The 22,598-nt window shown below is 57.8% G+C and carries 21 protein-coding genes; 15 read left to right on the forward strand and 6 right to left on the reverse strand.

Annotation, left to right across the window (positions count from 1 at the left end):
• Positions 1-373: 373 nt before the first annotated feature.
• The 6 genes from C1Y42_RS20880 (at position 374) to C1Y42_RS20905 (ending at position 5,900) form a co-directional block, all read left to right on the forward strand.
• Positions 374-1,237 carry a YicC/YloC family endoribonuclease gene (locus tag C1Y42_RS20880; protein WP_058771011.1) on the forward strand — a complete coding sequence of 288 codons (864 nt, stop codon included), beginning with the start codon at positions 374-376 and terminating at the stop codon, positions 1,235-1,237.
• A gap of 604 nt (positions 1,238-1,841) precedes the next feature.
• Entirely contained in the window at positions 1,842-2,765 is a 924-nt protein-coding gene (gene lpxP, locus C1Y42_RS20885) for a kdo(2)-lipid IV(A) palmitoleoyltransferase (RefSeq protein ID WP_058780491.1), read from the forward strand.
• 53 nt (positions 2,766-2,818) lie between these two features.
• Complete coding sequence (locus C1Y42_RS20890) at positions 2,819-3,961, forward strand: alanine racemase (protein ID WP_104094262.1); 1,143 nt, start codon at positions 2,819-2,821, stop codon at positions 3,959-3,961.
• Positions 3,962-4,082: 121 nt separating this feature from the next.
• Positions 4,083-4,478 carry a hypothetical protein gene (locus C1Y42_RS20895; RefSeq protein WP_058771009.1) on the forward strand — a complete coding sequence of 132 codons (396 nt, stop codon included), beginning with the start codon at positions 4,083-4,085 and terminating at the stop codon, positions 4,476-4,478.
• A gap of 436 nt (positions 4,479-4,914) precedes the next feature.
• Positions 4,915-5,181, forward strand: a complete 267-nt coding sequence (locus tag C1Y42_RS20900; RefSeq protein WP_021313935.1) for a hypothetical protein — start codon at positions 4,915-4,917, stop codon at positions 5,179-5,181.
• A gap of 74 nt (positions 5,182-5,255) precedes the next feature.
• Positions 5,256-5,900 (forward strand): oligosaccharide flippase family protein, encoded by a 645-nt coding sequence (locus tag C1Y42_RS20905; protein WP_104094263.1) that lies wholly within the window; start codon positions 5,256-5,258, stop codon positions 5,898-5,900.
• A 79-nt stretch (positions 5,901-5,979) separates the two neighbouring features.
• Here the strand turns inward: C1Y42_RS20905 and C1Y42_RS20910 are convergent, their stop codons facing one another.
• Positions 5,980-6,669 (reverse strand): LuxR C-terminal-related transcriptional regulator, encoded by a 690-nt coding sequence (locus C1Y42_RS20910; protein WP_104094264.1) that lies wholly within the window; start codon positions 6,667-6,669, stop codon positions 5,980-5,982.
• Between the two features lie 288 nt (positions 6,670-6,957).
• Between C1Y42_RS20910 and C1Y42_RS20915 the strand changes: the two genes are divergently transcribed.
• The gene (locus C1Y42_RS20915; protein WP_031279636.1) at positions 6,958-7,575 is read left to right on the forward strand and encodes a trimeric intracellular cation channel family protein; all 618 of its coding nucleotides are present in this window, start codon (positions 6,958-6,960) and stop codon (positions 7,573-7,575) included.
• Here the strand turns inward: C1Y42_RS20915 and ligB are convergent.
• Positions 7,489-9,258, reverse strand: coding sequence for an NAD-dependent DNA ligase LigB (gene ligB, locus C1Y42_RS20920; protein WP_104094265.1), 1,770 nt, complete (start codon positions 9,256-9,258; stop codon positions 7,489-7,491). The genes C1Y42_RS20915 and ligB overlap by 87 nt on opposite strands.
• Before the next feature lie 238 nt (positions 9,259-9,496).
• Here ligB and gmk point away from each other — a divergent pair, with 238 nt between their 5' ends.
• From gmk to recG, 5 genes are read left to right on the forward strand one after another with little or no spacing between them, the layout of a single operon-like run.
• Entirely contained in the window at positions 9,497-10,120 is a 624-nt protein-coding gene (gene gmk, locus C1Y42_RS20925; RefSeq protein ID WP_021507104.1) for a guanylate kinase, read from the forward strand.
• 57 nt (positions 10,121-10,177) lie between these two features.
• On the forward strand, positions 10,178-10,453 hold the full coding sequence (rpoZ, locus tag C1Y42_RS20930) for a DNA-directed RNA polymerase subunit omega (protein ID WP_021314198.1): 276 nt from the start codon (positions 10,178-10,180) through the stop codon (positions 10,451-10,453).
• A gap of 20 nt (positions 10,454-10,473) precedes the next feature.
• Entirely contained in the window at positions 10,474-12,585 is a 2,112-nt protein-coding gene (gene spoT / locus C1Y42_RS20935) for a bifunctional GTP diphosphokinase/guanosine-3',5'-bis pyrophosphate 3'-pyrophosphohydrolase (protein WP_021507105.1), read from the forward strand.
• A 3-nt stretch (positions 12,586-12,588) separates the two neighbouring features.
• Positions 12,589-13,284: a tRNA (guanosine(18)-2'-O)-methyltransferase TrmH gene (gene trmH, locus C1Y42_RS20940; RefSeq protein WP_031279638.1), complete on the forward strand. Its 696-nt coding sequence runs from the start codon at positions 12,589-12,591 to the stop codon at positions 13,282-13,284.
• Entirely contained in the window at positions 13,281-15,359 is a 2,079-nt protein-coding gene (recG, locus tag C1Y42_RS20945; RefSeq protein WP_104094266.1) for an ATP-dependent DNA helicase RecG, read from the forward strand. Before trmH ends, recG begins: the two co-directional genes overlap by 4 nt.
• Here the strand turns inward: recG and C1Y42_RS20950 are convergent.
• Positions 15,356-15,841 carry a MarR family winged helix-turn-helix transcriptional regulator gene (locus C1Y42_RS20950; protein WP_104094267.1) on the reverse strand — a complete coding sequence of 162 codons (486 nt, stop codon included), beginning with the start codon at positions 15,839-15,841 and terminating at the stop codon, positions 15,356-15,358. The genes recG and C1Y42_RS20950 overlap by 4 nt on opposite strands.
• Before the next feature lie 69 nt (positions 15,842-15,910).
• Between C1Y42_RS20950 and C1Y42_RS20955 the strand changes: the two genes are divergently transcribed.
• From C1Y42_RS20955 to C1Y42_RS20965, 3 genes are all read left to right on the forward strand, one after another.
• Positions 15,911-16,846 carry a zinc-binding alcohol dehydrogenase family protein gene (locus tag C1Y42_RS20955; protein WP_088516694.1) on the forward strand — a complete coding sequence of 312 codons (936 nt, stop codon included), beginning with the start codon at positions 15,911-15,913 and terminating at the stop codon, positions 16,844-16,846.
• A gap of 90 nt (positions 16,847-16,936) precedes the next feature.
• On the forward strand, positions 16,937-18,325 hold the full coding sequence (locus tag C1Y42_RS20960; RefSeq protein ID WP_104094268.1) for an NCS2 family protein: 1,389 nt from the start codon (positions 16,937-16,939) through the stop codon (positions 18,323-18,325).
• A 122-nt stretch (positions 18,326-18,447) separates the two neighbouring features.
• On the forward strand, positions 18,448-20,127 hold the full coding sequence (locus C1Y42_RS20965) for an AsmA family protein (RefSeq protein WP_104094276.1): 1,680 nt from the start codon (positions 18,448-18,450) through the stop codon (positions 20,125-20,127).
• Positions 20,128-20,289: 162 nt separating this feature from the next.
• Here the strand turns inward: C1Y42_RS20965 and fabY are convergent, their stop codons facing one another.
• Genes fabY through C1Y42_RS20980 form a run of 3 tightly spaced genes read right to left on the reverse strand, consistent with a single transcriptional unit; the run spans position 20,290 to position 22,597 of the window.
• Positions 20,290-21,237: a fatty acid biosynthesis protein FabY gene (gene fabY / locus C1Y42_RS20970; RefSeq protein ID WP_021507112.1), complete on the reverse strand. Its 948-nt coding sequence runs from the start codon at positions 21,235-21,237 to the stop codon at positions 20,290-20,292.
• A gap of 59 nt (positions 21,238-21,296) precedes the next feature.
• Positions 21,297-21,734 (reverse strand): D-aminoacyl-tRNA deacylase, encoded by a 438-nt coding sequence (dtd, locus tag C1Y42_RS20975; RefSeq protein WP_021507113.1) that lies wholly within the window; start codon positions 21,732-21,734, stop codon positions 21,297-21,299.
• Positions 21,731-22,597 carry a virulence factor BrkB family protein gene (locus tag C1Y42_RS20980; protein WP_021507114.1) on the reverse strand — a complete coding sequence of 289 codons (867 nt, stop codon included), beginning with the start codon at positions 22,595-22,597 and terminating at the stop codon, positions 21,731-21,733. The genes dtd and C1Y42_RS20980 overlap by 4 nt, the downstream gene beginning before the upstream one ends.
• Between the last annotated feature and the right edge of the window lies 1 nt (position 22,598).

Raw genomic sequence — 22,598 nt, forward strand, 5'->3', positions numbered from 1 at the left:
ATATGATCAAAAACAACACTCACAAATCCATTATGTTTTAACGGTTATTAAAGCCATTAAAATCAATGGATTGACACAATTCACAGCTTTACATCAGTGTTTTAATGATTTTAATCAAGGTAAAAACCCTGCCCGTTCACAAGCTGGCGATAATTACCGCAGGTCAATTCACGCAGTAGCTATTTTTTCGCCAGATTAAAATGTTATTTATCTCTGCATTCACAACCTTGATATTTTTATCGCCTGAAAACATCGGTAAATAACAATAAACGCGGTTGTCAAAGGCCTGGCACCCTGCTGTGCGTTTACGCCTATCATGCCGGGAGCACCCTCGCTATAATTCGAAGAACATTTCCTGAATGAGTAGAAGCTTATGATCCGCAGTATGACCGCATACGCCCGCCGTGAAGCCAAAGGCAGCTGGGGCAGCGCCGCCTGGGAACTGCGTTCCGTCAACCAGCGTTACCTCGAAACCTACATCCGCCTGCCGGAGCAGTTTCGCAGCCTGGAGCCGGTGATTCGCGAACGCATCCGCAACCGCCTGACGCGCGGCAAAATCGAGTGCAACCTGCGCTTCGACGCCGATGCCAGCGCCCAGGGTGAGCTGCAGCTGAATGAGTCGCTGGCTAAACAGCTGGTGCAGGCGGCGAACTGGGTGAAGATGCAGAGTGATGAAGGCGCAATTAACCCGCTGGATATTCTGCGCTGGCCGGGCGTGATGACCGCGCAGGAGCAGGATCTGGATGCCATCAACGCGGAACTGCTGCTAGCGCTGGATGGCGCGCTGGACGATTTCATCATTGCGCGTGAAAGTGAAGGCAACGCGCTGAAAGCGCTGATCGAACAGCGGCTGCAGGGCGTGACCGAGCAGGTCAGCAAAGTGCGCGCGCAGATGCCAGAAGTGCTGAAATGGCAGCGCGAGCGTCTGGTGAGCAAGCTGGAAGAAGCTGAGGTTCAGCTGGAGAACAATCGCCTTGAGCAGGAACTGGTGATGATGGCCCAGCGTATTGATGTAGCCGAAGAGCTGGATCGCCTCGATGCGCACGTAAAAGAGACTTACAACATTCTGAAGAAGAAAGAAGCCGTCGGCCGTCGCCTCGACTTTATGATGCAGGAGTTCAACCGCGAGTCGAACACGCTGGCGTCGAAATCGATCAATGCGGACATCACCGCCTCGGCAATTGAGCTCAAGGTGCTGATCGAGCAGATGCGCGAGCAGATTCAGAACATCGAGTAACGCTTATCTCTGTAAAGCCCTGCTCAGGGCTTTATCTTTCCTTGCTAACAGCAGCCATTACGCCGGTTTATATAGTGCCAGGTGGCTGGATGGCACGGTTTTACGGCCTGCCGCAGGTATGCGGTGAGATTTTGCTGCACACCGTAGCCGTAGGGTAAGCCTGGTTGAGCTATAGCGCTTCCACACAGACACAATAGTGTCTGATCATGGCTTTTTTAGGGCAAAAAGGACATTACTGTGTCTGAAACTGGCTTACAGAAGCTGCCAGCCGATGCAGTAGACCAATATTTAATTTTCGCAATGTAAGGATTATTGCCTGAATGATGAACAACTGTGTCTGTTACTGACCGAAAATGACATATAAATCTGGCCAGCCAGTCCACCAACCTATTGTTTTTACGCCTTTTAAACCCAATCCGATTTCACTCCCCTGCCGTTTAGTGCACGATCCATCAATCATCTGAATCCTGAAGATTGCAGAGTTTACATATCTTATACGGCACTATTTGCTAAAGTGCCGGTCGTAATAACTACAGTTGTACCGCACCGGGAACCATGGACCGACTTCTTCGCGCGTTACATTCACTCCTGACATGAAGGCGCTATGAAGAAAACCGGGCAGTTCTGTTCCAAACTTTTGCATCCCCGCTACTGGTTTACCTGGTTCGGGCTGGCAGTGCTCTGGCTGCTGGTGCAGCTCCCCTATCCTTTATTAATCCGGCTGGGTGCGACAGCGGGCCGGCTATCACGCCACTTCCTGAAGCGGCGCGAACGCATCACGCGGCGTAACATCGAACTCTGCTTCCCGCACATTAATGAAGCCGAGAAAGAGATGATGATTGCCGGCAATTTTGAGTCGCTGGGCATGGCGCTGGCGGAAACCGGCATCGCCTGGTTCTGGTCCGATGCGCGCGTGCGTCAACTTTTTCAGGTGCACGGCATCGCCAATCTTCAGCATGCGCAGAGCCAGCAGCGCGGCGTGATGGTGATTGGCGTGCACTTTATGTCGCTGGAGCTGGGTGGCCGTATCACCGGACTGTGCCAGCCGATGATGGCCATGTATCGCCCGCACAATAATCAGGCGATGGAGTGGGCGCAAACCAAAGGGCGCATGCGATCCAATAAAGCAATGATTGATCGACGCGATCTGCGCGGCATGGTTCAGGCGCTGAAACAGGGCGAAGCCGTCTGGTTCGCGCCGGATCAGGACTACGGCCCGAAAGGCAGCGTGTTTGCTCCACTGTTCGCGGTCGAGAAAGCGGCCACCACCAATGGCACCTTTGTGCTGTCGCGGCTGGCGAAACCGGCGATGCTGACCATCGTGCTGATTCGTAATGCGCGCAAAGACGGCTATCAGCTGATCATTCAGCCGCAGCTGGAAAACTACCCGCATGATGATGAAGCGGCCGCCGCGGCGTACATGAATCGGGTGATTGAGAAAGAAATTCTGCGCGCGCCTGAGCAATATCTGTGGCTGCATCGCCGCTTTAAAACCCGTCCGCCAGGCGAAGCTTCACTTTACGTCTAACCAGCGCTCGTGAATGATAGTCCGCACCAAGACATAACCTGCGGACTATTATAATGGAACACACTGAGACAGCAGGCTGGCTGCGACCGCTGCACGCCGACCGGCTTACGCCCTACCTGGAAGTTGATGCTGCGCGCCTGCAGCGTAACCTGCAACGGATGCAACAGAAAGCCGATGCCGCCGGCGTCGCGCTGCGTCCCCATATTAAAACCCATAAAAGCGTCTGGATCGCTGAACAGCAGCGCCAGCTGGGTGCGCGCGGCATTACCGTGTCGAAACCGAGCGAAGGCGTGGCTTTTGTGCTCGGCGGGGCACGCGATGTGCTGCTGGCCTATCCCGTGGTGCACGCCGCCGCGCTGACCGAACTGCTGCAGCTGGCGGCACAGCATCAGGCACGCATTACCTGCATCGCAGATTGCGCGGCGGGCGTGAGCGCCATTGCCGCCGCCCATCAGCAGCAGCCGGACTGCGCGCTGGCGATCGCCATTAAAGTGGATGTGGGTCTGCATCGCGTTGGCGTCGATCCGCATAGCGATAGCGCGCTGACGCTGGCGCAGCAGATTGTCGCCAGCGGATTGCCCTTCGCCGGGCTGATCTCGCATGCGGGTCATGCGTACGCTGCGGGTCATGCCACGGCGATAGCTGAGGTGGCGCAGCAGGAGATCGCGCTGATGCGTGACCTGCAACGGCGGCTGCTGGATGCCGGCTTTGTTCCTTGTCCCATCTCGGTTGGCTCCACGCCCACGGCGCTGGCGGCACCGGTAGCCGCTGGCAGCGATGAAATTCGTCCCGGCAATTATGCCCTGCTGGATCTCACTGCCTGGCGTCTGGGCTTGTGTGAGGCGGATGCGCTGGCGTTAACGGTCGTGACGCGCGTGGTGGCCGTTAATCCTTATTACGCCATCATTGATGCCGGCTCCAAAATGCTGAGCTCGGACAAAGGCCCGCACGGCACCAATGCCAGCGGTTTCGGCATCGCGGTGGACGAGCATGGCCATCAGTATGAAGTGCAGAAGTTGTCGGAAGAGCACGGCTTTTTAACCTATGGCGAACATGCGCCTGCGGTTGGCGCCCTGTTGCGCATCTTCCCTAACCACAGCTGCGCGGTGGTGGCGCAATCCGATCGCTTCGTGCTGCGTCAGCCCGACGGCAGCGCCGGACTGCATGACATTCAGGGCCGCGGTCGTTTTATCTGACAGAAAACGCTGTTGCAGCACACTTCCGTCACCGGGCCATTTGCAGTCCGGTGACCTTCAGTTAAGGTGACAGGCGATGTTTCAGGTTTAATTTGTCGTTTACCTGCCCCGCGGAGGCTCCATGCTGCCATCTCAGACAGTGACGCTCACCATTCCCCGTAACTGGTTAGATCTGTACGAAACCATCTGGAAACCCGAATGTTTTGCGAAGTGGGCCAGCGGCCTGAGCAGCAGAACGCTGACGCAGGAAGGCCAGTACTGGAAAGCGAAAGGCCCGGAAGGCACAGTGAAGATTCGTTTCACTCCCTATAACCCGTTTGGCGTGATGGATCACTGGATCGACACCGGCAGCGGTAAAGAGATTTATATGCCGATGCGGGTCATTGCCAACGAGCAGGGTGCCGAAGTCGTCATGGTGGTTTATCGCCAGCCGCTGATGTCTGACGAGAAGTTCGCCGGGGATGTTGCCTGGGTAAAACGCGATCTTGAGCGCCTCCTTCATCTGTTAACCCATTAGAATCAATGCATTATCCCACCAGCCACCCTTTATCCTCCGCTGGACGTAATCGTTAAAAAGCAGCATTTTTTTCGCGCAGCGGTGTTTAACTGTTTCACCGCGCGCAAAGCGCATTTTCGCACCATTCACCAGTCTGGCTAAAGCGTCGTAACCGGGAAAATTCCTGGTCGTGCCGGACTGGCGAGAGCTGAGTGCTTCTGATTTATCTCTGTTTTTTCCTGTGCGCTGACTTGTTCAACTTTGCAGCGCCATTAAAGGTGGAAAAAAACTAATAAATTGTAAAGATCAGAATTTATATATTCACATCCATATTCTGAAACCATTTATTCCTGCAGTCGATTTATAGGAGTTTTCTTATGGTGTTAATTTAAATAAAACACGGTATAACTCCTTCACACACAGCAGTACTTAATAATAAAAACAGCAGGGACATAACATGGATCGCTCAACCTATCCTTTGTTATCTGAAAAAGAATTTGTTGAGATTGCCAGACGGATACTGGCCGGGAAATATAATAATGCAAAAGGATTTTATAACGATCTCGCGGATTTCCTCCTGACCGGAGGAGATACCGCGCAGACGCCACAACAATTACGCGCCAGGGGCATCATTTTATTATCAGAGCATCACTTAATTAACAGCATCGCGACGTGGCCGGCCCTGAAAGGTATCTCAGGACTGCGACAGGAAGCGCTGCATTGATGTGATCTGTACTCTGGGCCGCCGCCCGGGTGAACCCTTAATTGCACTGGTACATGTACCATAATGAGCAGAGTATGGCGATACGCGAAAGAAATCTGGCCAGCGCCAAATGGTCAGTGTTGTCATCCATAAAAATCGTTGGCATTGGGGTATTACAGCTTTCACTGCTGGCGCAAATCCTGCAGGCAAATGAGCTCAATTTGCTCGCGATTGCCGTAGTGATATTATTAGTGATTGATACACTAGCCGATCGCGGCTTCGGTAACGCACTTATTCGCTATCAAAGTTTAAATAACAGCGAACTCTCGACGCTTTACTGGGGTAATGTATTAAGCGGTTTATTTATTTTTGCCGCGCTGTTTATCGGTAGTGATATTTACAGCCGAATAATGGGACAGCCGGAACTGGCAATTATGCTGGAGATGGTTTCCGTTATCTTTATTATTATTCCGCAGGGGCAGCACTATCGCGCTATCCTGCAACGGGAAAAACAATTTACGCGCATTGCCTTTACGGAAACGTCTTCCGTGCTGGCAGGGCTGGCGGTCACGCTGTTTACCGTGTGGCTGACGCCGTCAGTACTGTGCGCCATCTGGGGTTACCTGGCGATGGTTTCCATCAGAATGCTGATCTACTGCTACTACGGACGTCCATGGTTCCAGCCGGAGTACCGTTTTAGCCTGAAAGCTTTCGCCGCAGTGCGAGCAAGAAACGGATAATAACAACAAGTCTGTATGGTGGGCTCTGGGCATCTGCAAGATGCGTTCGCGTGCTGGTTACCAGCACGCTTTTTTCTTTTTATGCTTCCAGTAACTCTTCCAGCGAATGATAAGCCAGCTCGCTCAGCTTGCCATTGCGGTGCAGGCGCAGCCATCCCACCAGCATGCGCAGCTCGTCAATCACCATAAACAGATCGGCCATGTCGTTTTTGCTTTTCACCTGCAGGCGGGTTAGCGCATTCAGCTTGTGTGCATTCACCGTTTTATGGCTGATATCGAGCCGGTTACCAATCTGCTCCGTGTTGTAGCCCCAAGCCAACATCAGCAGCACCCGTAGCTGCCGGTCCGGTAGCAGAATGTCAGCTCCCTCCTGCAACTGCGGTATCCCGCCGGCAATACAGGCCAGCAGGCAACGACACAGCGCGGTGTGTGAGGATTTTAAATCGAGGACGCTGAGTCCGGGCAGATAACGACTGAGAGCGTGCATCATCGGCAACAGACGTCGCGTCAGTACCAGCACCTGCATAGCCGGAAACTGCTGCTGCAGCGCATACAGCACTTTGAAGGTGCCACTCAGCGGCATATTTTCGTGAAAGATAAACACCAGCAAGCGGGGTCGCAGCTTTTCACACTGCGAGATGACGGTACTGAGCGACCAGAGCTCATGCGCCCGGCAGCCTACCGGTAAGGCCGTCAGCAGGCTTTCCAGCCCGAGTGCCGCCAGCTTGTCGGAGGAGTAATAGAGGATGTCTTCGCTGTGTTTTTTCATGCCTGTCCAGAGTTGCTGCACGTCGCGCCCGTAAATGATGAGCCTGAATGAGCAGGCGTTAATCAGGTACGACACATCATCGGCGAAACTTAAATCAGGGCCGATCCGCCGTCTCGCATCATTTTTATTGATGCGAAAACACCGGCAGATAACCGCAGTTCCTCTGTAACAAGCCCATCAGCAGCCTTGCCATCAGGATGGCTAATCCGAAAACATTTTTTTAGAAAATCTCAGTGGTCTACACTCTGGGAAATCTTTAGCCTTGCCGCCAGTTTACTGGAGTGCTCTATGTTATTAACCGTCCTGTACATCATTGGTATTACCGCCGAAGCAATGACCGGTGCGCTGGCGGCAGGCCGACGCAAAATGGACCTGTTCGGCGTCATTATTATTGCGTCAGTCACGGCGATTGGCGGCGGCTCGGTGCGCGATATTCTGCTGGGCCACTATCCGCTCGGCTGGGTGAAACACCCGGAATACATCATGATCGTCGCGGCAGCGGCTGTGGTCACCACCTTTGTCGCGCCGCTGATGAATCATCTGCGTAAAGTATTTCTGGTGCTGGATGCGCTGGGTCTGGTGGTGTTCTCGATTATCGGCGCACAGGTTGCGCTGGATTCCGGCCATGCGGCGATCATCGCCGCCATCGCCGCAGTCATCACCGGCGTTTTTGGCGGCGTGCTGCGCGATATGTTCTGCAACCGCATTCCGCTGGTATTCCAGAAAGAGCTGTATGCCGGTATCGCTTTTGCCTCCGGCTGGATGTATATCCTGCTGCTGAAAACACCGCTGGCGCATGAAGTGGTGGTGATCATTACGCTACTGTTCGGCTTCTTCGCCCGCCTGCTGGCGCTGCGCTTCCGCCTCGGTCTGCCGATTTTCAACTACCCCCACCCCGAGCACTGACGGCTGCGCCGGGATATTCTGCTGCTGCAGAAAGTGAATCAGCGACTGCAGGCGCGCATCCTGCAGCATCGTCACCAGCCGCTGTGCCAGGACGTTGCCGATACCCGGCAGCTGCTGCCAGCTGTCGGCTGAACGCGCCAGCAGCTGCGACCACTGCGTATCGGGCAACGCCTGGAGTGCCGTGCGCGGCAGCGGTAAGCCCAGCGCGCTGATCCAGCGGCGCAGCGGCTGCTGGCGCGTCAGGTTAAAGCGATGCCAGATCTGCCGGGCACGTACGGTGGAGATGCCCTGCGCCTGCGAAATCTGTTCTGGCGTGAGCGTCAGCCAGGAGAACAGGTGGCTGACGCTGCCGCCGTCCAGCAGGCGCTGCCAGCTACTGCGCTGCATGCCAGCAATATCCAGTACCGACTTATGACTTAGCCAGCTGAGGCGCGCCAGAAACTGCGCGCGACACCCTGCGCTGAAGTGCAGGCAGCTTAGCGGATTGAATGCGTCGTCCTGTGGCGGCAGCGGATAGTCGCGCTGCGCCACACGCCAGATCACCCGTTCCAGCCGCGGAATACCCAGCCCGGCCAGCGACAGCGTGACCTGATCGCCGGCGATCACGTCCCACTGCTTCCAGCGACGCAGCGAGCCCAGATTGACCCGCCGGACGGTTTTATCCTCCAGCTGCACCGGCTGCAGGTTCAGCACCACGGCAATTTTGCCGGTGCGTCCGACGTTGAAATCCACCGACAGCACCTCGCTGCTGACTTCGGCAGGCTGATATTTCCACGCGGCCGACCAGCTGCCCTGCCCGGGCTGCCAGTCGCGCCCGACGCGCTGCGGTGACTGATGAATCACCACACCATCGGTGACAAAAGGCAGCGGCTGGCGATACCAGCGCTCACGCCAGGCCGCGACCTCCTCTTCATTACTGACCTGGCGGCTCCACTGCTGCGTCAGGGCAAAGCCCCACTGCGTAAGCTGCACCAGCCGCGCCTGCATCATCGGCGGCCCATCCGGCCATGCCCAGATAAACACGCCAATGCGCGACAGCAGCGGACTGGCTTCGCGCCGCATCATGGCGCCCGCCACCTGGGCGCGCGCATTCTGACCGCCGTCGCGCGCCTGCTGGTGATCGGTCATCGTCAGGAACAGTTCACCCTGCAGTACCACTTCCGCACGGTCAGTCGCGATATGCCGCGGGATCGCCGCAATGTGCGGCGCTTTCGCCAGCCACTGTTCACCGCGCAGTCCGTCGCCCCGGCTGATCAGGCCAGCCAGTTCGCCGTGGCGATACATCAGCGTCACCGCCACGCCATCGACTTTTGGCTGCACCCACAGCGCCGGTTTATCCTGCATCCAGTAGGCCACCGCCAGCTTGTCACGCAGCTTGCGTACGCCGGTATGCGCCACCGGGTGCAGCGTGCTGCCGTCGGTGCTGAGCTGTGCTGCATAGCCGGGCAACGCCGGCGTGAAGCAGCGCTGCCACTGCTGTAAGCGCTGCTGCAGGCTGTCGTAATCGGCATCGCTTACCGGGCTTTGCCCCTGACGGTAGTAGGCATCATCCCAGTGGCGCAGCTGGTTGTGCAGCACGCCCATCTCCTGTTCAGCGCGCACCGGTGACCAGTTGGGACAAACCGCCATCCCATTCGCACATCCCGCCAGCAACATCGCACCCAGCCATATCCATCCTTTCATCGTCGCCTCCTTTTTTGCTGATTGCAGCGTGCCGCGGTGAGTGACACCAGCGTTAAAAAGCCGATTGTGGAGCGAGGCTGACGGATTTTTGTGCGAATTGCAGAAAGTTGCGCTGCCGCTGGAGGGCGCGCACAGAAAAAGAATTGCCGCGTGCGGGCGGCAAACGCTGCGTGCTGCGCTTAAGCCGTGTATACTGTGCAGGAAATCGACTCCGCTCTTTACTCAATTCAAGATAACCATGGCTCAAGGCACGCTCTATATTGTTTCCGCCCCCAGCGGCGCAGGTAAATCCAGCCTGATTCAGGCGCTGTTAAAGACACAACCGCTGTACGATACGCAGGTGTCTGTTTCTCATACCACCCGCGGCGTGCGCCCCGGCGAAGCGCATGGTGAACACTACTTTTTCGTCTCAAAGCCTGAATTCGAACGCATGATCGCCGAGGATGCTTTCCTTGAGCATGCGGAAGTGTTTGGCAATTATTACGGCACCTCACGCGCGGCGATTGAGCAGGTGCTGGCGACCGGCGTTGACGTGTTTCTCGACATTGACTGGCAGGGCGCACAGCAGATTCGCCAGAGAATGCCGGCCGCCCGCAGCATCTTTGTTCTGCCGCCGTCCACCGAAGAGCTGGATCGCCGTCTGCGCGGCCGCGGTCAGGACAGCGAAGAGGTGATTGCCCGCCGCATGGCGCAGGCAGTGGCAGAAATGAGCCACTATGCCGAATACGATTATTTGATTGTTAATGATGATTTCGATCTGGCGCTGTCGGATCTGAAAACCATTATTCGCGCAGAACGTCTGCGTATGGGTCGCCAGAAAGCGCGACATGATGCTTTAATCAGCAAACTATTGGCAGTCTGAAGTCACTTTCAGTATTATGCCCAGTCATTTCTTCATCATCTGTGGAGTAGCACACCTATGGCACGCGTAACCGTTCAGGACGCAGTAGAGAAAGTTGGTAACCGTTTTGACCTGGTGTTGGTCGCTGCACGTCGTGCACGTCAGATGCAGGTAGGCGGCAAAGATCCGCTGGTTCCGGAAGAGAACGATAAAGCCACCGTTATCGCCCTGCGCGAAATCGAAGAAGGCCTGATCACCAACCAGATTCTGGATGTCCGTGATCGTCAGGAACAGCAAGAGCAGGAAGCCGCTGAGTTACAAGCCGTTACCGCTATCGCTGAAGGTCGTCGTTAACAGCACTCTGCAGGTCAACCTTGTATCTGTTTGAAAGCCTCAATCAGCTGATTGAAAAATACTTGCCTGAGGAGCAAATCAAGCGCCTCAAGCAAGCTTACCTTGTCGCACGTGATGCCCACGAGGGCCAGACACGCTCCAGCGGCGAACCCTATATCACCCATCCCGTTGCGGTTGCCTGCATTCTGGCCGAGATGAAGCTCGACCACGAAACGCTGATGGCGGCGCTGCTGCATGATGTGATTGAGGATACGCCCGCCACCTATCAGGACATGGAACAGCTGTTCGGAAAAAGCGTGGCCGAGCTGGTGGAAGGCGTTTCCAAGCTCGATAAGCTGAAATTCCGCGACAAGAAAGAAGCGCAGGCTGAAAACTTCCGCAAAATGATCATGGCGATGGTGCAGGACATTCGCGTCATCCTGATCAAACTGGCTGACCGCACGCACAACATGCGCACGCTGGGCGCGCTGCGTCCGGATAAAAAACGGCGCATCGCGCTGGAAACGCTGGAGATTTACAGTCCTCTGGCGCACCGCCTCGGTATTCATCACCTGAAAACGGAACTGGAAGAGCTCGGCTTTGAAGCGCTCTACCCAAACCGTTTCCGCGTGATTAAAGAGGTGGTGAAAGCGGCGCGCGGTAACCGTAAAGAGATGATTCAGAAGATCCTGTCGGAAATCGACGGGCGTCTGCAGGAAGCCGGCATTCCGTGCCGCGTCAGCGGACGGGAAAAGCATCTCTATTCGATCTACCGCAAAATGCACCTGAAAGAGCAGCGATTTCACTCGATCATGGATATCTATGCCTTTCGCGTCATCGTGAAGGACCTCGATACCTGCTATCGCGTGCTCGGTCAGATGCACAGCCTGTACAAACCGCGTCCCGGACGCGTGAAAGATTACATCGCCATTCCCAAAGCCAACGGCTATCAGTCACTGCACACCTCGATGATCGGCCCGCACGGCGTGCCGGTTGAGGTGCAAATCCGTACCGAAGATATGGATCAGATGGCGGAGATGGGGGTAGCGGCCCACTGGGCTTATAAAGAAGCTGGCGAAAGCGGTACCACCGCGCAAATTCGCGCCCAGCGCTGGCTGCAAAGCCTGCTGGAGCTGCAGCAGAGCGCTGGCAGCTCGTTTGAATTTATCGAGAGCGTAAAATCCGATCTGTTCCCGGATGAGATCTACGTGTTTACGCCGGAAGGCCGCATCGTCGAACTGCCCGCTGGCGCCACGCCGGTGGATTTCGCCTATGCGGTGCACACCGATATCGGTCACGCCTGCGTCGGTGCGCGCGTCGATCGCCAGCCGTATCCGCTGTCGCAGGCGCTGACCAGCGGCCAGACGATTGAAATCATTACCGCACCTGGCGCCCGGCCAAATGCCGCGTGGCTCAACTTTGTGGTGAGCTCAAAAGCGCGTGCCAAAATTCGCCAGCTGCTGAAAAACCTCAAGCGCGAAGATTCCGTTAACCTCGGTCGTCGTCTGCTGAGCCACGCGCTCGGCGGCAGCAAAAAGCTGGCCGAGATTCCGGCGGAGAATATTCAGCAGGAGCTGGAGCGTATGAAGCTCTCCAGCATCGACGATCTGCTGGCGGAGATTGGCCTCGGCAATGCCATGAGCGTGGTGGTGGCGAAGAACCTGCTGCAATCCGGTAGCGAACCGTCATCTGGCAGCAGCAAGCGCAGTAAAAAGCTGCCAATCAAGGGCGCTGATGGCGTACTGATTACCTTCGCCAAGTGCTGCCGTCCAATCCCTGGCGACCCGATTGTCGCGCACGTCAGCCCCGGTAAAGGTCTGGTGGTGCATCACGAATCCTGTCGCAATATTCGCGGCTACCAGAAAGAACCGGAAAAATTCATGCCGGTTGAATGGGATAAAGTGACCGATCAGGAGTTTGTCGCCGAGATTAAGGTGGATATGTTTAACCACCAGGGCGCGCTGGCCAACCTGACCGCGGCAATCAATACCGCAGGTTCGAATATTCAAAGCCTTAATACCGAAGAGCGTGACGGCCGCGTTTACAGCGCCTTCATCCGCCTCACCGCGAACGATCGCGTCCATCTGGCCAATATCATGCGTAAAATCCGCGTGATGCCGGACGTGATTAAAGTTCACCGTAACCGTAATTAGTGCATGAACGCTCAACGTTTTGCTCGTATCCAGGAGATGCTGGCCATGCGCCAGCACGATCTCACCGTCTGCATGGAGCAGGTGCATAAGCCGCACAATGTCTCTGCGGTGATCCGCACCGCCGACGCCGTCGGCATCCACGAAGTGCACGCGGTATGGCCCAGCGTGCGTATGCGCACCATGGTGTCCGCGTCGGCGGGCAGTAACAGTTGGGTGAAGGTGAAAACCCATCGCCACATTGCTGATGCGGTGCGCCATCTGAAAGATCGCGGCATGCAGGTGCTGGCGACCCATCTGTCTGACAAAGCGGTCGATTTCCGCGAGATCGATTACACCAAACCGACCTGTATTTTGATGGGCCAGGAGAAAACCGGCATCACTGCTGAAGCGCTGGCGCTGGCCGACCGCGATATCATCATTCCGATGGTCGGTATGGTGCAGTCGCTGAATGTCTCCGTGGCCTCCGCGCTGATTCTGTATGAAGCCCAGCGCCAGCGGCAAAACGCCGGCATGTATCGCCGCCAGCACAGCCTGCTGGACGAGGATGAGCAGCAGCGCCTGCTGTTTGAGGGCGGGTATCCGGTGCTGGCGCGCGTAGCGAAGCAGAAAGGCCTGCCCTATCCGCACATCAACGCGCAGGGCGAAGTCGAAGCCGATGCCGCCTGGTGGTCCACCATGCAAGCGACGGGTAAAAAATGAAAGGCCGTCTGCTGGATGCCATTCCGCTCAGTACCCTGACCGGCGTCGGCGCCAGCCAGGCGGGTAAACTGGCGAAACTCGGCCTGTTTACTATTCAGGATCTGCTGCTGCACCTGCCGCTGCGCTACGAAGACCGCACCCAGCTGTACAAAATTAACGATCTGCTGCCCGGCATCTGGGCGACGGTGGAAGGTGAAGTGCTGCACAGCGAAATCACCTTTGGCCGCCGTCGCATGCTGGTATGCCAGATCACCGACGGCAGCGGCGTGCTGACGATGCGCTTCTTCAACTTCAACGCCGGCATGAAAAACAGCCTGGCACCGGGCCGTCGCGTTACCGCTTATGGCGAGATCAAACGCGGCCAGCGCGGCGCTGAAATCATTCATCCGGAGTATCGCGTCCAGGGCGAGTTGGGTGGCGTTGAGCTGCAGGAAACCCTGACGCCGGTCTATCCCACCACCGAAGGTATTCGCCAGGCCACGCTGCGCAATCTCACCGATCAGGCACTGACGCTGCTGGAGAGCTGCCCGATTGCCGAGCTGCTGCCGCCGGAATTGAGCGGCGGTTTGATCAGCCTGCCGGAGGCGCTGCGCACCCTGCACCGGCCGCCGCCGGACCTGCGCCTGAGCGAGCTGGAAACCGGCCGTCATCCGGCGCAGAAGCGTCTGATTCTCGAAGAGCTGCTGGCGCACAATCTCAGCATGCTGGCGGTACGCGCCGGCGCGCAGCGCCATCACGCCCTGCCCATGCCGGCACGCCACCAACTGGTGGATAAACTGCTGGCCGCGCTGCCATTCTCGCCCACCGCGGCGCAGCGGCGCGTGGTCGCAGAGATTGAGCGCGATCTGGCGCATGACTTCCCGATGATGCGCCTGGTACAGGGTGATGTCGGCTCCGGTAAAACGCTGGTGGCTGCGCTGGCGGCGCTGAATGTGATCGCCCACGGCAAGCAGGTAGCGCTGATGGCGCCGACCGAACTGCTGGCAGAACAGCACGCCAGTAATTTCCGCCAGTGGTTTGCGCCGCTTGGCGTGGAAGTTGGCTGGCTGGCCGGAAAGCAGAAAGGGAAAGCGCGCGAAGCGCAACAGGAGGCGATTGCCAGCGGTCAGGTGGCGATGGTGGTGGGCACGCACGCGCTGTTCCAGGAACAGGTGAAATTCAACGGTATGGCGCTGGTGATCATTGATGAGCAGCACCGTTTCGGCGTGCATCAGCGGCTGGCGCTGTGGGAAAAAGGCGAAGAGCAGGGTTTCCATCCGCATCAGCTGATCATGACCGCTACCCCGATTCCGCGCACCTTGGCGATGACGGCCTACGCCGATCTCGATACCTCAACCATTGACGAACTGCCGCCGGGCCGTACGCCGGTGACCTCGGTGGCAATTCCCGATACCCGCCGCAGCGACATCATCAGCCGGGTGCAAAGCGCCTGCCATGAGGGCCGTCAGGCCTATTGGGTGTGTACGCTGATCGATGAATCCGACGTGCTGGAAGCGCAGGCGGCGGAAGCCACCTGGCAGGAGCTGAAAGTGGCGCTGCCGGACCTGCAGGTTGGTCTGGTACACGGGCGCATGAAGCCCGCGGAGAAGCAGGCGGTGATGGCGGCGTTCAAGGCCAACGAAATCCAGCTGCTGGTGGCCACCACGGTGATTGAGGTTGGCGTGGATGTGCCCAACGCCAGCCTGATGATCATCGAAAACCCGGAACGGCTTGGTCTGGCACAGCTGCATCAGCTGCGCGGACGCGTTGGCCGCGGTGCCGTCGCCTCACACTGCGTGCTGCTGTACAAAGCGCCGCTGAGTAAAACCGCGCAGAAACGCCTGCAGGTGCTGCGCGACAGCAACGACGGTTTTGTCATCGCCCAGCACGATCTGGAAATTCGCGGTCCGGGTGAACTGCTCGGCACGCGCCAGACCGGCAACGCCGAGTTTAAAGTCGCCGATTTACTGCGCGATCAAAGCATGATTCCGGAAGTTCAGCGCGTGGCGCGCCATATCCACCAGCATTATCCCGAACAGGCTCAGGCGCTGATCGAGCGCTGGCTGCCGGAAACCGAGCGCTACAGCCACGCTTAATCCAGCTGCGGCTGTCGATCCACCGCCATAAAATCCCCGACGAAGCGCTGTAACAGGCGCGTTAACTCAGCGCGCTCTTCGGCTGGCCAGTCAGCGAACAGCTGCTGATAGATCTGGGTGCGCGCCGCGTCGATTTTATCCGTCATCGCTTTTCCCGCTGCCGTGATCACCGCCTCATTGACCCGCTTGTCTCTGGCATTTTTCTGCCGCTGCGCCAGCCCCAGCTCTTCCAGCTTCGCCACCTGACGGCTGACGGTGGTGTAATCGCGCCCGGCGCGATCGGCCAGCTCGACCACGCCGAGGGGACCAAAGCGGCCAATCTGGATCAGCAGCGGAAACAGGGCGCGATCCAGCTGGATACCGGACTCTTTTATCAGTAATTCATCACGTTGCGGACGATTAAAGGTGCCGACGATCATCAGCAGCGCGTTGTGCAAATCATCGAAGCTGGCATTATTATGTGTATTTTGCACGCTTTTCATTGACGTCATCCCAGAGCAGGCCTAATGTGTGCATATTACACATATTATCCGATGAACTGAAGGTGAAACATGAAAGCAGCTATTGTCAGTGCCGCAGGTGAGAAACCGGTATGGGGCGATTTCCCGGCACCGCAGGCCGATGAACAGCATGTGGTGGTAACGGTGAAGGCCGCCGCCATCAGCCAGCTGGCGAAAGCGCGAGCTGCCGGCGCCCATTACAGCGCCGGTAGCCACTATCCGTTTATCGCCGGTATTGATGGCACCGGCACGCTGAGCAACGGTGATCCGGTCTATTTTCTCGCCTTTAGCGCGCCGTGGGGCAGTATGGCGCAGCAGACCCGGGTGCCGGCCGCGGCGGTGGTTGCGCTGCCGCCGACGCTTGATCCGCTGCTGGCTGCGGCAATCGCCAATCCCGGCATGTCCTCGTGGGCCGCACTGACGCGTCGCGCGCAGTTTCAGGCGGGTGAAACCGTGCTGATCAACGGCGCAACCGGCACCTCTGGCGGGCTGGCGGTGCGTATTGCGCGTCACCTCGGTGCCGGGAAAATCATCGCCACCGGCCGTAACCGCGCGGTGCTGGAGCAGCTGCGCACGCAGGGCGCGGATATCATCCTGACGCTGGATGAGCTACCCGGCGCGCTGCCAGCGCTGATGCAGCAAGGCATTGATGTGGTGCTGGATTATCTGTGGGGCCAGAGTGCGCTCGACATCATGCACGCGGCCGTGGCCGGCGGTGAGAAAACGGTGCGCTTTGTGCAGATTGGCTCGCTCAGCGGGCAGGAGATCGCGCTGCACAGTAAACTGCTGCGCTCATCCGGGCTGACGCTGATGGGCAGCGGACTGGGCAGCGTCTCTGACAGCGAACTTATCGCCTGTATTGGTGAGATGCTGAACGCCGCCGCTGAAAGTGACTTCTCCATCGCTTTTCAGCAGCGTCCGCTGAGTGAGGTAGAGCAGGCGTGGCAGCAGGATGACAGCCGCTGCCGCACGGTGTTTACGCTCTAGATCAATCGCAACTAAAAGGGGCATTGCAAACGATTGCTTTCACAACGCAACCGTTTAAAATCGCCCCTTTGTTGTTATTGAGAAGCCACCATGTCCGTCAATACTGCTGAATCCCGCCAGCCTGCCACTGCGCCAGGCGAGAGCAAAAGTGAACTGATTTACCGTCTTGAAGATCGTCCGCCGCTGCCGCAAACGCTGTTTGCTGCCTGCCAGCATCTGCTGGCGATGTTTGTGGCGGTGATTACCCCGGCACTGCTGATCTGCCAGGCGCTCGGCTTACCGGCGCAGGACACGCAGCACATCATCAGCATGTCGCTGTTTGCTTCTGGCGTGGCGTCCATTCTGCAAATCAAAACCTGGGGACCGGTGGGTTCTGGCCTGCTGTCGATTCAGGGCACCAGCTTTAACTTTGTCACGCCGCTGATCATGGGCGGTATGGCGCTGAAAAACGGCGGCGCCGATGTGCCGACCATGATGGCAGCGCTGTTTGGTACCCTGATGGTGGCTTCCTGTACCGAGATGTTGCTGTCACGCGTGCTGCACCTCGCACGGCGCATCATCACGCCGCTGGTTTCCGGCATTGTGGTGATGATTATCGGTCTGTCGCTGATTCAGGTCGGCCTGACCTCGATTGGCGGTGGCTTCGCCGCCATGAACGATCACAGCTTTGGGGCGCCGAAAAATCTGCTGCTGGCCGGTGCCGTGCTGCTGGTCATCATCCTGCTCAACCGCCAGCGCAACCCTTACCTGCGCGTCGCGTCGCTGGTGATCGCCATGGCAGTGGGTTATGCGCTGGCCTGGGCGCTGGATATGTTGCCCGCGACCTCTGCACCCACCAACCAGGCGCTGCTGGCCGTGCCGTCGCCGCTCTATTACGGCCTGGGTTTTGACTGGAATCTGCTGATTCCGCTGATGCTGGTGTTTATGGTGACCTCGCTGGAAACCATCGGCGATATTACCGCCACCTCCGATGTCTCCGAACAGCCGGTCAGCGGTCCGCTGTATATGAAGCGTCTGAAAGGCGGCGTGCTGGCCAATGGTCTCAACTCGTTTGTGTCGGCGCTGTTCAACACCTTCCCTAACTCCTGCTTTGGTCAGAACAACGGGGTGATTCAGCTGACCGGCGTGGCCAGCCGCTACGTGGGCTTTGTGGTGGCGCTGATGCTGATCGTACTCGGCCTGTTCCCGGCGGTGAGCGGCTTTGTGCAGCATATTCCGGAACCGGTACTGGGCGGTGCCACCATCGTGATGTTTGGTACCATTGCCGCTTCCGGCGTGCGCATTGTGTCGCGCGAACCGCTCAATCGCCGCGCCATTATGATCATCGCGCTGTCGCTGGCGGTGGGCCTTGGCGTATCGCAACAGCCGCTGATTCTGCAATTTGCCCCGGACTGGCTGAAAACCCTGCTGTCATCCGGCATTGCCGCCGGTGGCATCACCGCTATCGTGCTCAACCTCGTCTTTCCGCAGGAAAAGTAATGCTGCTGGCAGGCTACGGCCTGCCTGTTATTTATCCGCTTTTTCATCCAGGCTGTTGAGCTGTAACGGTAATTCAGGCATAACAACCACTCACCGGATAAATATCGGGATGGATGGATGCGATGAAATTTTTAGGCAAGTTTTTCCTTACCTTGTTACTGCTGATTCTGCTGGCGCTGGTGGTTCTCTATGTGCTGCTGCAAACCCAGTGGGGCGCAGGCTGGTTTAGCCGTTGGGTAAGCGATAAAACCGCCTGGCATCTGTCGCTGAGTAAGATTGAGCACAACTTCTCCTCGCCTTCCCACATCATCCTGGATGACTTCAGCTTCGGCCACGACGGCCAGCCGGCGGTACTGGTGGCGAAGCGCGTCGATCTCGGTTTGGCACTGGTGCAGTTCAGCGATCCGCTGCATTTCGACAGCATTGAAGTGCGCGACGGCGACATCAACCTCGCTAACCAGTCACCACAAACCACGCTGCCGATTCAGGCCAACCGGTTGCAGCTCAATAACGTACAGATCGAAAGCCCGCACAGCGCCCTGCCGCTGGCAGCGCAGCGGGTCAACGGCGGCATTTTGCCGTGGAAGCCCACGCCTGACGATATGCTGGGCAGCGATGCGCAGTTTCAGATGAGCGCAGGTGCCATGACGCTGGACGGCGTCGCCGGTAACAACGTGCTGCTGCAGGGCAATATCGCCAAACGCCGGCTGGTGCTGAGCAATATCGGCGCCGATCTGGCGCGCGGCTCAATGACCGGACGTGCCGAGCGCGACGCGCAGGGTAACTGGCAAATCAACCAGCTGCGTCTTAACGATATTCGCCTGCAAACCCAGCAGAGCCTGAGCGAGTTCCTCAGTCCGCTGCGTGACGTGCCTTCGGTGAGCATTAACCGGCTGGATATGACCGATGCGCGCCTGCAGGGCCCGGACTGGGCGGTGACCGATCTCGATCTGACCCTGAAGAACATTACGCTGCGCGGCGATGACTGGCAGAGCGACGACGGTTCGCTGGCCATGAACGCCGGCAACTTTATTAACGGCAGCTTTGAACTCAACGATCCGATCGTCAACGCCGAATTCTCACCGCAGGGCATTCAACTGACGCAGTTCAGCTCCCGCTGGGTCAACGGCGTGATTCGCGCCAGCGGCAGCTGGACGCGCAGCGATAAGCGCCTGACGCTTGACGATTTAGCCATTGCTGGCCTGGAATACACGCTGCCGCAAAACTGGCGCGATCGCTGGCAGCAGACGCTGCCGGGCTGGCTGGATAGCGTGCTGGTGAAGCGTGCGACCGCTAACCGTAACCTGGTGATTGATATCAATCCGGCCTTCCCGTTCCAGATGACCGCGCTTGATGGTAATGCAGAGAATCTGCTGCTGGCGCGCCAGCATCAATGGGGCATCTGGGCGGGCAAAGCCAGCTTTAACGCGGCGGAAGCCACTTTTAACCGCACCGATTTGCGCCATCCGTCGATTAGCCTGAACGCCAGCGATCGGCAGATTGAGGTCAGCGAGATGAGCGCTTTTAACGGCAGCGGATTACTGGAAGGCACGGCAACCGCAGGACAGGAAGCACAGCGTCCGTTTACGCTAAACCTGAAAGGCCAGGCGGTGCCGGCAAACGTGCTGCAAAACTGGGGCTGGCCTGCACTGCCGCTGAGCGGCAGCAGTAATTTGCAGCTGCAGCTGAAGGGCTCGCTTAGCGCGGGCGCCCCGCTGCGTGCCAGCGCAGAAGGTAGTTTGTCGGTGACGACGGATACGCAGTCGCTGCAGCAGACGATGCGTGGCGGGCAGGTGCAGTGATGATTGCATGACCGATCGCGCTGAAAAGCGCGATGCGGGTCAGTCACGCTTTTTTGGTCGCCATTAATGGCAACCCTACAAAATCAATGCACCGTTTTTCCAGGGTGCGCATTCATGCGCACCGGGGTGATCGGATTAATTTTGTGGCTGCGCGCTGCGTGGTTAATTAATACGCGCGCCTGAACCGCCCTCTTCCAGCGGTCCGTCGGGATCGGCGGGTAACACGATGTAGACACCTTCAAACACCGCGCCCAGCTCATCATCCCCAAACAGCTCCACCTCCATCTGTACGCGAGCTTTTCGTCCGCGCGCCAGCCGGTCGAGATCGCCGCTCAGCGAGCCGAGATCGGCGATGGCGCCGGGCCGTCCGCTGATGGGTTTGCTATAGCGAATATGTGCATCGGCCAGAATGATGGTGCCGCCGAGATGGCGTTCGCGCAGCAGCAGCCAGATCAATCCCCAGCCGGTAAGCGTGGCGAGTGAAAACAGGCTGCCGGCAAACAGCGTGTGGTGCGGGTTCTGGTTGCCGGCTTCCGGCATGGTGGTGACAAACTTCTGCCCGGTATACTGCAGAATGCGCACGCCCATCTTTTCGCTTAGCGGGATGTGTTCGTACCACGCCTGCTGCAGCTGTCCGCACCAGTCGGCGCGATGCAGAATATCATCCAGCGTCACCACCGGTTTAATCATCAGGAAGTGGCGCACCGGCGTGGTTTGCGGTGCGGTAATTTCGCCCTGATTAACAAAGCCGAGCTTGGCAAAGAACTCCACCGCATCCTCGCGCGCGCTACAGGTGACGCGTTTGGCCCCTTCCTGGCGCGCCACCGACTCCAGCGTCATCGCCACCAGCGTGCCCAGCCCTTTGCCCTGCACCGACGGATGCACCGCCAGAAAGCGGATCGCCGCTTCATTTTCCGCATTGATATACAGCCGGCCTACCGCTACCGGTTTGCCGTGCTCATCCACCACCATCTGGTGATGCGCCAGCGCATCCCAGGCATCACGTTCTGAGCCCTGCGGCTGGCGCAGCGGCTTCCGTAACATTTCCCAGCGGAACTGGTAATACATATCCAGCTCTTCCGCCGTTTGCGGTACGCGAAGATGATACATAAAGTGATTCTCTCGTTCGGAGCTTGCGTGGCTGATCCCTTGCCGCTCGGCTAAAAATCTCACACCTGTAACCAGAAGGTCACCGGACCATCGTTAATCAGCGAAACCTGCATATTGGCGGCGAAGCGCCCGTTGGCGGTGGTGACGCCCAGCGCCCGGCAGCGATCGCTGAAGTCGTGATAGAGGCGCTCGGCTTCCGCCGGATGCGCGCCGCCAGAGAAGGAAGGACGCATGCCTTTTTGCGTGTCGGCCGCCAGGGTGAATTGCGAAACCACCAGCACGCTACCGCCTGTCTGCTGTACGCTGAGATTCATTTTGTCGTTCTCATCGCCAAAGATGCGGTAGCCCAGCACTTTCTCCGCCAGGCGCTGTGATTTCTGCTCATCATCGCCCTTTTCCACCCCCAGCAGCACCAGCAGACCGGCGCCAATTTCACCCACCGTGGCGTTATCCACGCTGACGCTGGCGCGCGTCACACGCTGAATCAAAGCAATCATGTTTCCTCTCGTTCTTTATCGCGTTCCTGCTGTTTTAACTGGCGATAGTCATCCAGCGTGACGGTCACTTCCGCGCCTAACAACACAATACACCAGGTCCAGTAAACCCACAGAAACAGGATGGGGATCACCGCCAGCACGCCGTAAATTAACTGATACGAAGGAAACATCGTAACATAGAGCGCAAAGCCTTTTTTGCCCAGCTCGAACAGCAGACCCGCGACCACCGCACCTATCAACGCATCGCGTCCCGGCACGCGCCGCGTCGGCACAATGCTGTACAGCAGCCAGAAGGCGAGAATCGACAAAACCAGCGGGAAGATGCGCAGCGCCTGATCGATCAGGCTGGTGACGCCGGTCACGTTCACCCAGCGCAGCGACAGCAGATAGGAGCTGATGGCCAGACTGGCACCGGCCAGCAGCGGTCCCAGCGTCAGGATCATCCAGTAGACCGCAAAGGAGTAAACCATCGGGCGCGGCTTGTCGCTGCGCCAGATGGCGTTGAGTGCGCTGTCGACCGAGTGCATCAGCAGCAGCGCAGTGACAATCAGCCCGACCGCCCCCACTGCCGTCATTTTATTGACGTTGGCGACAAACTGATCGAGATAGCGCTGAATCACATCCCCGGCGGCCGGCATGAAGTTAGTGAAGATGAAGTTCTTCAGCTGCACGCTGATGTCGGAGAACACCGGGAAGGCGGCAAACAGCGCGAAGACCACGGCAATCAGCGGCACCAGCGCCAGCAGTGACACGTAGGCCAGATTACCGGCCTGCGTGGTCATGTTGTCTTCATCAATGCGGCGCCACAGCAGTTTGATCCACAGGAAAAACGCATGCGCCGAGTGGCGCAGATGAGTTCGCATG

The organism is Pantoea sp. ICBG 985, from assembly GCF_002928365.1.
Classification (GTDB): domain Bacteria; phylum Pseudomonadota; class Gammaproteobacteria; order Enterobacterales; family Enterobacteriaceae; genus Pantoea; species Pantoea dispersa.

Coding starts and splice junctions, on each gene's coding strand:
- C1Y42_RS20880 (WP_058771011.1), top strand. CDS start 374: ATGATCCGCAGTATGACCGCATACGCCCGCCGTGAAGCCAAAGGCAGC.
- lpxP (WP_058780491.1), top strand. CDS start 1,842: ATGAAGAAAACCGGGCAGTTCTGTTCCAAACTTTTGCATCCCCGCTAC.
- C1Y42_RS20890 (WP_104094262.1), top strand. CDS start 2,819: ATGGAACACACTGAGACAGCAGGCTGGCTGCGACCGCTGCACGCCGAC.
- C1Y42_RS20895 (WP_058771009.1), top strand. CDS start 4,083: ATGCTGCCATCTCAGACAGTGACGCTCACCATTCCCCGTAACTGGTTA.
- C1Y42_RS20900 (WP_021313935.1), top strand. CDS start 4,915: ATGGATCGCTCAACCTATCCTTTGTTATCTGAAAAAGAATTTGTTGAG.
- C1Y42_RS20905 (WP_104094263.1), top strand. CDS start 5,256: ATGGCGATACGCGAAAGAAATCTGGCCAGCGCCAAATGGTCAGTGTTG.
- C1Y42_RS20910 (WP_104094264.1), bottom strand. CDS start 6,669: ATGAAAAAACACAGCGAAGACATCCTCTATTACTCCTCCGACAAGCTG.
- C1Y42_RS20915 (WP_031279636.1), top strand. CDS start 6,958: ATGTTATTAACCGTCCTGTACATCATTGGTATTACCGCCGAAGCAATG.
- ligB (WP_104094265.1), bottom strand. CDS start 9,258: ATGAAAGGATGGATATGGCTGGGTGCGATGTTGCTGGCGGGATGTGCG.
- gmk (WP_021507104.1), top strand. CDS start 9,497: ATGGCTCAAGGCACGCTCTATATTGTTTCCGCCCCCAGCGGCGCAGGT.
- rpoZ (WP_021314198.1), top strand. CDS start 10,178: ATGGCACGCGTAACCGTTCAGGACGCAGTAGAGAAAGTTGGTAACCGT.
- trmH (WP_031279638.1), top strand. CDS start 12,589: ATGAACGCTCAACGTTTTGCTCGTATCCAGGAGATGCTGGCCATGCGC.
- recG (WP_104094266.1), top strand. CDS start 13,281: ATGAAAGGCCGTCTGCTGGATGCCATTCCGCTCAGTACCCTGACCGGC.
- C1Y42_RS20950 (WP_104094267.1), bottom strand. CDS start 15,841: ATGAAAAGCGTGCAAAATACACATAATAATGCCAGCTTCGATGATTTG.
- C1Y42_RS20955 (WP_088516694.1), top strand. CDS start 15,911: ATGAAAGCAGCTATTGTCAGTGCCGCAGGTGAGAAACCGGTATGGGGC.
- C1Y42_RS20960 (WP_104094268.1), top strand. CDS start 16,937: ATGTCCGTCAATACTGCTGAATCCCGCCAGCCTGCCACTGCGCCAGGC.
- C1Y42_RS20965 (WP_104094276.1), top strand. CDS start 18,448: ATGAAATTTTTAGGCAAGTTTTTCCTTACCTTGTTACTGCTGATTCTG.
- fabY (WP_021507112.1), bottom strand. CDS start 21,237: ATGTATCATCTTCGCGTACCGCAAACGGCGGAAGAGCTGGATATGTAT.
- dtd (WP_021507113.1), bottom strand. CDS start 21,734: ATGATTGCTTTGATTCAGCGTGTGACGCGCGCCAGCGTCAGCGTGGAT.
- C1Y42_RS20980 (WP_021507114.1), bottom strand. CDS start 22,597: ATGCGAACTCATCTGCGCCACTCGGCGCATGCGTTTTTCCTGTGGATC.